Source organism: Natronorubrum thiooxidans, from assembly GCF_900156475.1.
In the GTDB taxonomy this organism is placed as follows: domain Archaea; phylum Halobacteriota; class Halobacteria; order Halobacteriales; family Natrialbaceae; genus Natronorubrum; species Natronorubrum thiooxidans.
The window spans coordinates 1-9,880 of record NZ_FTNR01000037.1 but is presented as its reverse complement, the minus strand read 5'-3'; the positions used below and the strand labels follow the sequence as shown (position 1 = coordinate 9,880).

Here is a 9,880-nt window from a genome sequence, read left to right as displayed (position 1 = left end):
GTGATTCCGCAGCTGCGTTCGGGTGAGCCAGGCGGCTCACCCGAACAACTATTGTCAGTGGTGTGGTATAGCTCGGTGCGGGATTTTCATAGGAGGATGGATCTATTGCTAGTCTCCGTGCGAGCGAAGCGAGCACGGTTCCCGGAGGGCGAGGCCGAAGGCCGAGCAGTCCGCCTTTTTTATCGAACTTTCTGCGCTGTGTATCTCGCACGTTTCAAACTATTGGCTCTGGTGAATCACTATACGGCGGCGACTTACCATGAAGAATCACGTCACTCGAGGCATCACGCTGGAACGATCGTGACTGCACCCTCGAGGAATTCGGCGGTAACGACCCAAGTGGCCGATTTCAGGAAGGCAGTGAGACACTACATCCCGACGCTGTATGGTGATTCACCAAAGCCAAACTATTCACTAAATATTTGACAGACTGGCACACAAGAGACAACGGGTGTATCCAGCGATAGCACCCTGACGGCGGATTCGAATCACATGAAATGGGAATATACCAGTGCGGCGAGAATTCCTCCGTTGACGACGATGCCGGCGTAGGCGACTGTGTAGTCAAGGACGGTCAAGGCCAGCGAAAAGACCGCAACCGCACCCACTAACAATGGCCAGTGGTCCCAATCGATGAACAATGCGCCGGCAGCGGCGACGAACCCGATGGCAGCCACCGCCCACAGGATCCCGAACACACGCATACCCATGTCTCCGACGTTCACCGCACTGCCGAGGAGCGTCGTCTTGTACGGAAACTCGGCGATGTCGGCGAGTTCGAAATACACGGCGGTACCAAGAAGATGAACCATCCCATGTCCGAGGAGAACGATCGATCCCACGTACGGCAAAATACTTCGCATACCTGTATGTATACTATCTCTCAGCATGATCATTTCGGTAAATGAATTCCTGTGCCGAACACAACGTCCTGTTACCGCCCACGGCGAAGGCCGTGCTGGCGCACCGCGATACCAATCGGAGCGAAGACTGAGATGGTGAAGTGCCTCGGGTCAAGCCCCGAGGCTTCCTGTTTCCACGACGCACTTTGCAGATTCCACGAGGGAATCCACAGGGAGCGCAGTCTCCGCAGGCGTGGATTCGGAGTCTCCCACTCCTACTTGATGGCGACGGCGGAGCGTCCGACCGTCCGTGTTTTTGGACGTGAAGCCGGACGCGGTGAGTGCCGTCACACCCTATTATCCGCCGTCTTGCAGCTTAATGGTTTGTGTTGCTGCGTGTCGGCTTCATCCACGGGGTCAAGCCCCGTGGCATTCGCCTTGCAATTCTGTAAAACCATCATCCGATACGACAACTTCCCGGATCACCCCGGGGCAGCACCCCACCACAAACACCTGTCAAACGGTGAAATCGAGGACATCGAGTTCAGCGGTCTCGAAGCACTCTACGACCGATTCAAACAGGAGGTACGTGATCATGGAGAACACTGGTAACCCAACTGACGGCGATCGAACAATGTACATCCGATTCCAGAGCGGCGATGAAGATGGGCTACGAGATGCCCTTCGCGCGCTTGATCGCGGTGAGACGCCTGAGCCTCATTTTGAGGTGATCTTCGACGATCCAGACGATATCCACCGCGTCACCCGTCCGAAGAACCTGGAACTACTCCGAACGATTGTACAACATGAGCCAGAGAGTATTCGCGAGGCAGCGCGACTTGTCGATCGGGACGTCCGCCAGGTCCACACGAACCTCGAGGAACTCGAATCACTCCATCTAATCCACTTCGAGCAGGACGGGCAACGCAAGCGCCCAACTGTCTGGTACGACTCTCTCGAAGTGGATCTCCCGCTGCACGCTCCGGACATGGCTCGAGACGAAGCGAACGCATGACCCGAGTGTCGACCTACGCGTTGCGTCAACAACCTCGGGGTCAAGCCCCGAGGCTTGTCAGTGAACTCCGGTTCTACCCCTCGACAGGAGGGGAGGCGTTGAAATCACCGTTCACGTTCAACATTCCTGACTTCAGGGCCAGTTGACTGGTGGCCCATCCACCGCGAGACTTCTGCCCGCGATGGATATACGCACAGTATCGGTTTGCGACGTTTTTCGCCGCGTTGTAATCCGCGTTCACCTCGTACTCGCATTTCAGACACTTAAACGCCTTATCCGAGCGATTATCTTCGTGTACAAAACCGCAATGAGAGCATCGCTGGCTTGTGTATGCCGGGTTCACCGTCTCCACGAACAGGTCGGTGTCTTCAACTTTGTACGTCACCAGTTCGATGTACTTGGCGATGTTCGATCGCGTTGACTCGATGGTCGGAAATCGTGTTCCCAGAGCGCGGTCAGTGGTGTGAGTAGCCGAGAGACCTCTTTTTTGCTGATTCCAGATCACCCACTACCCGCCTCCCCACCCACCTCCACGTTCCGGGCAGTTCACGGCCAGAGGCCGCTACACTGCCGGGCTTTCGCTACGGCATGAGTTCGTGCTACCACTGCGCGTTTCGCCACTCAGTTCAGACGATCGAGATCGCCGCGACGTTCACGCTGCATGATTCCGGCCGCGAACCGGCGAAGGGTGTCGACGAGGTCCGCTTCGGTCTCGTACGTTTGGATTCGTAGGTCCCACCGAACCTTCGCTGACCGGATCATCGCACTTGTTACGTCGTTTTCGTGAACAAAGAACAGTCGATCACCGTGGGTGTCTGCGAGGGTTTCGAGGACGCTCCCAGCCTCTTCACCGACGCCAAAGTTGTGTCCAAGGGACGGGACAACGAACGCGGTCGCGTTGCTGCACCGCGCGTACTCGATGCTCTGGGTTACGGCGTCCACGTCGTCGGTGTTGACATTAACGTCGAGAGCGAGAAACGCGTTCACCCCAGGATCGGTCCGGAGTTCCCCCTGGACCCGTCGCAACAGTGCCTGCGCCTCGTCGATCTCGTCTTTATTCTGAAAGAGTCGCCGCAGAGGTCCTGGGAGGTCATCGGCGTCGATTCGCCGGCGTTCCTCCTCGTCGAGCACGTAGTTGAGGTTGAACGACTTATATGGTCCCATCAAGTAGAATAAGAAGCGATCGTACTTCACGTCCCCTAACCGATCGGCTATTAGGCCCCGAGTGATCTGCACGGTCATATAGATATAGACTTTTCCGCGCACACGCATATAAAAGAGGTAGTTTCCGAGAGTTCTCGGCTTGACAATGACTAAGAGCATTCAGTCCCTTACTCTAGGTACGATGGCCACCAATCCAACGCGCGCTGTCGGTGGGGAGCAACCGGAGGACCCAGAGGATCTGCTGCCGCCACACAGTGTCCTTAATCTTGAGGAGTACCTCGAGATGCATGCCGCAGTCGGGCACCGCACCCGGTACGAGATTCTCTACCGACTTGTCCATGGCGGGGACATGAGCCCGAAGGAACTCGAGGAAGAAATCGAAATCGACGATAGTACGCTCCACTACCACCTCAACAAGCTCCTCGACGTCGGCCTTGTCGAGCGACGTCAGCGCACGGAACGGGGGCAGGACGGACTGTACACGTACTACCGAGCAACCGTGTTCGGCGAGGTAACGCTCACGGAAGGTGTCGACGAGTTGATCCGCGGAGAGTGGGACTTCGAAGCGATGTACGACAGCTCTGTCAACAGCTAATAGGCATTTGCCTCGAGTTGGTCACCGTGTTCGTCGACCATCCGTTGCTCCGCAGCAGCTTCCGAATCGCCGGTGGTGAGATAGGAGAATTTATCGAACTCGATGGAGAGCGCCACACTGTTATCGTGTAGGTCTGACCTCGAGTCTCCTTCGGGCGGGTTGAGCACGTCAACTCCTGCTTGGGGCCAGTCGCCGGAATCGATGAGCATCGTCTCACCGGAGGGTTCGATCAGGAGTGTCGCGTCGGCGTAGCCGACATCGATGTGGTGGATCTCGAGCTCACCGTCAACATCGGGATCGTCACCTGAGTCAGGTTCATCATCCTCAGTTTCGTTGGTCTCTTCTAGATCGGTTTCATCCCCCCTCGGCTGCAGTATCGTCTTCAGCTCCGTTCGATCAACATCTTCGATGTCATCATCTGTTTCCACCGTCGGCTCGCCGTTGTCCGTCCCAGTCCCATCAGTACAGCCCGCAAGAACGATCATCGCTGCGACAAGTATGACCAAGAGAAGTCGTTTCATCGACACGGTCACAGGGGAGCTCACATCGTACATACAAAAAGGGCTAAGTGAGCTGGCTCACAATGTACACATAATGAGTAGTGATAAAAAACGCGTCCAGTTCCGAGCGCCGCACCGGCTCATCGATCGAACCGATGCACTAGCGGACGTCCTTGGGGAGGATCGGACGAATATCCTCGTGACTGCGCTCCGGGAGTACCTCCAGGAGGCGGCTCACGACGACGCACTCACCCAAGAGATCGCGGCCGCCTACTACGACGACGAGATATCCTTCGAACAGCTCAAAGCACTCGTCGGCGCTGAAGAGGCAGCAAATCTTCGTGTGTTGAAACAGCAGTTGGACGAGGACTTCATCGACGAGATCGCCGACGCATAGATGTCACAGCTTATCGCAGACACCTCTGCCCTCGTCAGTCTCGGCATCGTTGCTGACAATAATCCCGATCCACTCTCGATCTGTCTGTCCCAATACGAGGTGGTCGTCCCAGTAGCGGTTATCGAAGAACTCCGGGAGATTGCCTCGTACGATGACGCACACGGTCGTGCCGCAACCGTCGTGCTTGATCAAACTGATACGCTCGAGACACGGTCGGTTGACCTCGACGCCGACTTTCCTCTCGATGACGGCGAGAACGCTGCTGTCACCCTCGCGAACGAACTCGATGCCGAATTATTTCTCTGTGATGAGTTCAACCAACTCGGCTTGATTCACGCGTCGCTCGCTGATACCCGGCTCGTGACGACTCCGACCTTGCTCTCAGTCCTCGTTCGAAGCGAGCAGCTGTCAGCTTCCGATGCTCAGATGCTCCTTGATAGAATCAGCGACGCCCGCAGCTGGAACGCGAACAGCTACGTGAGGCGGGCTCGCTCGTTGCTTGAGGAACCCTGAACTACCTGTGGAACCGTCTGTGAGATTGTCCCGTTGTACATCTACTTTCAATACCAGTGCGACTCTTGAGACCGGTATGAACTGTCCTGCGTGTAGTGGTTCGGTCACGCTCGAAGTCGGGCCAGACCAACCACTTTCGACTTCACTTACCGACGTGCTCCTTGCGGCTGACGAAGACGAGCGTATCAACGTCTCACGGAACTGTTGGAATTGTGGCTGGCATGAGGAGCGGCAGATTCGCGTCGAATCCATCGACACAACTGACGGGGACGAGGTCGCTGTGAAGCGGGCATCTCTTGTCGAGGAGATTACCGACGAGCTTGCGGAGATTGAGCGCCTCGATACACTCGAGGACACGCTCACTGAGGTCCGCCGTCAGCAACGGCTGGAACCATCTACAGATAGCACGGAAGACGACACGACGGAGTGATTAACGATGTGTGATACCGACGCCCTCTACACCGTTCGCGAACGCACAGGAAATCCTGGGCACCCATCGGTGGATGATGTGATCGAACTCGTACTCAGCCGAGCACAGAACCCACGGGAAGATCACCAAGACGCTCACATGGACCAAGCGATGGCGGCAGTCATCGACAGATATGGGGAGGAGCCAGTCCGAACTGTGATCCACCGCGTTCTCGTCGAACACTACCCGTTCCGTACTGCCACGGCTGACCTCGAGATACGCAACATCGATGGCGTTCGAATTGGAACGACAGCTGGCTGGTTCCTCGAAGAGCTAAACGCAGATCAAGACAGCTGAACCTGGTATAAAAGCCCCTGACGCACTCGAGTCTCACGCCTTGTTGTCGACCAGGACATCTATTAGCTCCAGGCACTTGTTTATATCTCGTTGCGCAAGATCAGACAATATCTGAAATGGCGAAACAAAAATAACGGTCTGTATCGATGTCAATCTGGTAGATAATATCGATATCTTCCGCATTACTGCAGCTGACGGCATCCTTCGTCTGTTGGCTGATGCTCACGAGACAGAGTTCACCATACCTGAACTCGGTCAACGACCCCACCCCACTTCGCTCACCCTGACGGGTTCGCTCATGGAGGGTGGGGCTTGTCCATGAACTCGGCTTTGATGTCGAAGACGCTTCACTCTTCCACCTTCGAAAAGTATGCTGATTGTCAGCTGGTGCAAAAACACTCCGAGAAGAAGGCTATTACGCACTCGAGTCCCGCGACCTGCTTCCGTCTATGCACAAGCTATGTGCATGAGGCGAAAGCGTTATTGACCTGTGTGCAGAACTTGCACATACAATGAGCGCAAGTGACAAACCTCGACGTGTCCATTTCCAGTCTCCGGAGTATCTCGTTGAGCGACTAGATGCTGTCGCTGGCCTCTTCGATAAGGACCGAACAGATCTACTCGTAGAAGCCATCCGCGAGTATCTGGAGGACACAGCGGAGAGTGAAACATTCCAGGACTTGGTTGCTGAACGGTACTACGACGACCAACTCGAGTTCGAGACGGTCAAACAGCTCGTCGGCGCAGAAACTGCACAGCGACTTCGCCTCCTCAAAGCAGATCTGGAGAGTGAGCCATTCGATCTTACACCTCCGGATGACGTCGACATCTATACTGGTGAGACCACAACGGTCGATCCCACGAACGTGTCTGATACGTCTAGCGAGCAATGAGCGGCGAGTTGCAGCTTCGAACAGTAGTTGCCGATACGAGCGCACTTGTGAGTCTCGCCGTACCTCGTGCCGATGAACGATACGACACAGAGACGTCACCGGATCCACTCCAGTACTTGCTTACTTCGTGTGAGGTCTTCGTTCCACCAGAAGTCGTTTCAGAACTCCGTGATCTCGCTCAGTATCACGATATCCATGGGGCGGCGGCGACGAACGTTCTCGCTGCTCGAGACTATTACGCTATCGAGGATCCGTACGAACGATCGAACACTCCGGAATCGCGTCCGACGTTTGGACTCGACGATGGCGAAACCGACGGTATTGTCCTTGCGAACGCGCTCAAGGTTGATGGCTTCCTGACCGACGAGTTTGGCGGGACGAACTTCGCACTCGTACACGCCGTACTCACCGGCCCACGGATCATCCCAACACCGAGACTCATCTGCGACTATGCCCGTAATGGCCACATGAGCCACGAAGAGGCGCGAACGCTTATCGAGTCGATTAGTCCGCATCGAAGCTGGGAAAACAGTCCCTATGTAACCCAACTTCTCACTCTGTTAGAATGAACTGCTCAACACGTCGATGACGTCCAATAGTGGTTTTCCGGAAAAAGTCGACGAAGAGGTTCGCCAGCTGTATGAGCGATATCAGTCCGCCAAGAGTGATGAAAAACGTCACGAGATTGCCCTCGAAATGGGGAAACTTGACGGGCGCTGGCACGCTGAGATCTACGAGGCCCTTGAATACGAGTGACTCTCTCGAACTCCCTCTCTACGTAGAGATTGAAAGCCCCTGACACGCTCGAGTCCCGCACCTGGCGAGACGCACACGTCTCGCTGGCCTTCGTTCACCTGTTCGCGAGGACGTCGTCGGGGTTCCTCGAGCAACAGAAGACGCTTCGCGCCTTCCGAGCATCGCGAACGCAACAAACGTTCGCTCAGCGCGTCAGCCCCTTTTGATCCCACCCACGTGGACTAATCAACTGGCTGTCGAAGACGGTTGTTCCCTCCTCAGAGACGGCACGTCCCGCTCGCCGCTTTTGCCCTCCGCTCACTCCCGCTCTTCGGTTGCCAGTATTAAGCGCGCTTTCGGTCATCGCTCGCGCTCAGACGCGAAAACGGCTTAAAACTGGCCGCTCGCTCCGGTTGAAGCGCCGCGCGCTACTGGTTGGATCTGTCATCGGCGCGTCTCGCTCGCGCCCTGACGGGCGCTTACGAAGGCGCGAGCGAGACGCGTGTGATGGATGAGTTGGACAGCGAGAGAGCCAGGGCTGGAGAGTCGTGGTGTCGGAAAGACGCCGAGTGAGCGCCTTTGGAACGTAGAATTCCAATGTCCAGTAAGAAGTCAGTTAGTAAGGTCGTTTCGGTCGATGAACAAGCATACGAGCAGGAAGCGGGTCGAGCGGAGCACGAGGACGTCGTCGACGAGACCCCAGAGTTCCGGGCTACAGTGGAGATGGAGATTCAGGCGAAGGTCGATGCGAACCATCCAGACGGGATCGTCGACACGAGCGAGGATCGGATCTACGGCGTGACGCTGGCTCAGGAAGAGCGCATTCAGGCCAGAGAGGCAGAACTCGAGCGAATCAGTGCACTGGGGGCATTCGGACGACAGGAAGGACGAGCAGAGCGAACGAGAGCAGTGGTTGAACGGGCAAGACGTGAGCAGCGGCCAGTCAAGGAAATCGATCCTCGAGAGAAACTTGAGAGAGCGGAGTTGGGTCAGGTCAATCGGCAGGCACAGCGGTTGGCCGAAGACGTCAACGGTGGGTACACGCGAGCGGTCATCGCGAAGCGGATCGCCAGTCGGGTTCTCGAGGGTGAAGCGATGTTCGAGGCGGTGATGGATACGAAAGAAGAGATGCAGCATGAGGCAGGGACGATTGTGCCGATTGGAAGACTCGAGTCGATTAGGAGAGGCGAGGTCAGTGTCGAAGGGCGCGTGATCGAACTGTGGGACCCCTCGAGCTCGAGCATGCAGCAGGTTGGACTGATTGAAGACGAGACTGGACGAACAAAGTTCACAATCTGGACGAAGAGCAGACAGACGAAGGTGCGGGAAGGTGAGCTGGTGCGGTTCAGGGCGGCAGCGAAGAACTGGTACAATGGACGATGTTCAATCGCGTTGACTCACTGGTCGGAAATCGTGTTCCCAGAGCGCGGTCAGTGGTGGGAGTAGCCGGGAAACCTCTTTTTTGCTGATTCCCGATCACCCACTACCCGCCTCCCCACCCACCTCCACGTTCCGGGCAGTTCACGGCTGGAAGCCGTTTCACTGCCGGGCTTTCACTGAATCTGCCAGTTCTGGATGTTTGTCGGCTCCAGTACGTATCACCTAGTGTCTTCTGCTCAATCGTACTTCCAGCAGCGAGTTTTTTGGCGCCATGAGGCATGAGGCGCACTCAATAGTGTGCCATGTGATTGATAATGACTGATCTGAATCCGATTGACGACACTACAGACGATTACAGACGATTCGAAGCCAAACTCGTTGCCCATGATCGGGATGCAACTCATGCCGTGACAGCGGATATCGGCGATACAGCCGCTCGAAAGCTCGTTACTGAACTTATCGATGACGGTGTGGTGACACCGGTTCCTGGCCAGCGGGTGTTTGTCCACGAGCCAAGTGGAACTGCCTTTGACTCGAGTACGCAGCTTGCAGTCTTCCATCGGGGCTGGACCGCTGCTCGAGATGCTGACGAGGTCGGAGAGTGATGCAGCAGACACTCACTGGCTGTGTCTTCTGCGACGCCCCACCCGGCGCCAAGTCTGGCGAGGCGCATACGTGGGGCCAAGACGAGCGAGTCACCCACCCAATCTGTATCGACTGTGCGACGCAGGAGACGCCGGATCCTAACAAGCGTGACCACCATGCTTGCGATGGCTGTGGATTAGTCGTCGACGCACTTGCAGCCCTCACGCGGTTCTGCGTCGAAGTCGGCCATCTCGAGGGCTCGCTACAGCTGTGTGCGGACTGTAGTCCCGGAGGCCCGGCGACGTACTGGACGCGCGACCACAAGGAGCACGTTGTAGCGGTTGAATAGAGTACGAGGGTGACATAGAACGATTGGCGTGGCGTTTCTTTTTCCCAACTAAGTAGACCGTCCAGTAAATCCGTACCCGGATAGAGCTGGAGCGATTATCTCCTTTCAGCACCTCTTAGAGAGTGTTCTCTGCGGAGAACGCCTCT

The 9,880-nt window shown here is 56.2% G+C and carries 17 protein-coding genes and 2 pseudogenes; 14 read left to right on the top strand and 5 right to left on the bottom strand.

What is annotated here, in order from left to right; genetic code table 11:
- Positions 1-488 precede the first annotated feature (488 nt).
- Positions 489-863, bottom strand: coding sequence for an ABC transporter permease (locus BW940_RS20335; RefSeq protein ID WP_076610982.1), 375 nt, complete (start codon positions 861-863; stop codon positions 489-491).
- Between the two features lie 150 nt (positions 864-1,013).
- A pseudogene (locus BW940_RS22500) lies at positions 1,014-1,124 on the bottom strand (RNA-guided endonuclease InsQ/TnpB family protein); the annotation flags it as partial.
- Between the two features lie 156 nt (positions 1,125-1,280).
- Here BW940_RS22500 and BW940_RS20330 point away from each other — a divergent pair.
- Positions 1,281-1,454, top strand: coding sequence for a toxin-antitoxin system TumE family protein (locus BW940_RS20330; RefSeq protein ID WP_216819700.1), 174 nt, complete (start codon positions 1,281-1,283; stop codon positions 1,452-1,454).
- Entirely contained in the window at positions 1,438-1,857 is a 420-nt protein-coding gene (locus BW940_RS20325; RefSeq protein WP_076610979.1) for an HVO_A0114 family putative DNA-binding protein, read from the top strand. Before BW940_RS20330 ends, BW940_RS20325 begins: the two co-directional genes overlap by 17 nt.
- 73 nt (positions 1,858-1,930) lie before the next feature.
- Here BW940_RS20325 and BW940_RS20320 read toward each other — a convergent pair whose 3' ends face one another.
- Positions 1,931-2,362: a transposase gene (locus BW940_RS20320; protein WP_235847875.1), complete on the bottom strand. Its 432-nt coding sequence runs from the start codon at positions 2,360-2,362 to the stop codon at positions 1,931-1,933.
- A 116-nt stretch (positions 2,363-2,478) separates the two neighbouring features.
- Positions 2,479-3,099, bottom strand: coding sequence for a DUF7509 family protein (locus BW940_RS20315; protein WP_076610980.1), 621 nt, complete (start codon positions 3,097-3,099; stop codon positions 2,479-2,481).
- A gap of 103 nt (positions 3,100-3,202) precedes the next feature.
- On the opposite strand from BW940_RS20315, the gene BW940_RS20310 reads away from it, so the two are divergent.
- The gene (locus BW940_RS20310; protein WP_076610978.1) at positions 3,203-3,616 is read left to right on the top strand and encodes an ArsR/SmtB family transcription factor; all 414 of its coding nucleotides are present in this window, start codon (positions 3,203-3,205) and stop codon (positions 3,614-3,616) included.
- Here BW940_RS20310 and BW940_RS20305 read toward each other — a convergent pair.
- Entirely contained in the window at positions 3,613-4,137 is a 525-nt protein-coding gene (locus BW940_RS20305) for a ComEC/Rec2 family competence protein (RefSeq protein WP_394329412.1), read from the bottom strand. The genes BW940_RS20310 and BW940_RS20305 overlap by 4 nt on opposite strands.
- Before the next feature lie 73 nt (positions 4,138-4,210).
- Here BW940_RS20305 and BW940_RS20300 point away from each other — a divergent pair, with 73 nt between their 5' ends.
- The 11 genes and pseudogenes from BW940_RS20300 (at position 4,211) to BW940_RS20255 (ending at position 9,734) form a co-directional block, all read left to right on the top strand.
- Positions 4,211-4,513, top strand: a complete 303-nt coding sequence (locus BW940_RS20300) for a hypothetical protein (protein WP_076610976.1) — start codon at positions 4,211-4,213, stop codon at positions 4,511-4,513.
- Positions 4,514-5,026 (top strand): YlaK family protein, encoded by a 513-nt coding sequence (locus BW940_RS20295; protein WP_076610975.1) that lies wholly within the window; start codon positions 4,514-4,516, stop codon positions 5,024-5,026.
- Positions 5,027-5,102: 76 nt separating this feature from the next.
- Entirely contained in the window at positions 5,103-5,456 is a 354-nt protein-coding gene (locus tag BW940_RS20290) for a hypothetical protein (protein ID WP_076610974.1), read from the top strand.
- Between the two features lie 6 nt (positions 5,457-5,462).
- Positions 5,463-5,792, top strand: a complete 330-nt coding sequence (locus BW940_RS20285; RefSeq protein WP_076610973.1) for a hypothetical protein — start codon at positions 5,463-5,465, stop codon at positions 5,790-5,792.
- A 116-nt stretch (positions 5,793-5,908) separates the two neighbouring features.
- Positions 5,909-6,045 (top strand): annotated as a pseudogene (locus BW940_RS22605) (DNA polymerase subunit beta); the annotation flags it as partial.
- Between the two features lie 259 nt (positions 6,046-6,304).
- Positions 6,305-6,685, top strand: a complete 381-nt coding sequence (locus BW940_RS20275) for a hypothetical protein (RefSeq protein WP_076610972.1) — start codon at positions 6,305-6,307, stop codon at positions 6,683-6,685.
- Positions 6,682-7,254, top strand: coding sequence for a hypothetical protein (locus BW940_RS20270; protein ID WP_076610971.1), 573 nt, complete (start codon positions 6,682-6,684; stop codon positions 7,252-7,254). The genes BW940_RS20275 and BW940_RS20270 overlap by 4 nt, the downstream gene beginning before the upstream one ends.
- A gap of 16 nt (positions 7,255-7,270) precedes the next feature.
- Positions 7,271-7,441: a hypothetical protein gene (locus BW940_RS21925; RefSeq protein ID WP_173834929.1), complete on the top strand. Its 171-nt coding sequence runs from the start codon at positions 7,271-7,273 to the stop codon at positions 7,439-7,441.
- A 576-nt stretch (positions 7,442-8,017) separates the two neighbouring features.
- The gene (locus BW940_RS20265) at positions 8,018-8,866 is read left to right on the top strand and encodes a DNA-binding protein (protein ID WP_076610970.1); all 849 of its coding nucleotides are present in this window, start codon (positions 8,018-8,020) and stop codon (positions 8,864-8,866) included.
- Positions 8,867-9,114: 248 nt separating this feature from the next.
- On the top strand, positions 9,115-9,405 hold the full coding sequence (locus BW940_RS20260; RefSeq protein WP_076610969.1) for a hypothetical protein: 291 nt from the start codon (positions 9,115-9,117) through the stop codon (positions 9,403-9,405).
- The gene (locus BW940_RS20255) at positions 9,405-9,734 is read left to right on the top strand and encodes a DUF7558 family protein (RefSeq protein WP_076610968.1); all 330 of its coding nucleotides are present in this window, start codon (positions 9,405-9,407) and stop codon (positions 9,732-9,734) included. The genes BW940_RS20260 and BW940_RS20255 overlap by 1 nt, the downstream gene beginning before the upstream one ends.
- Positions 9,735-9,880 lie beyond the last annotated feature (146 nt).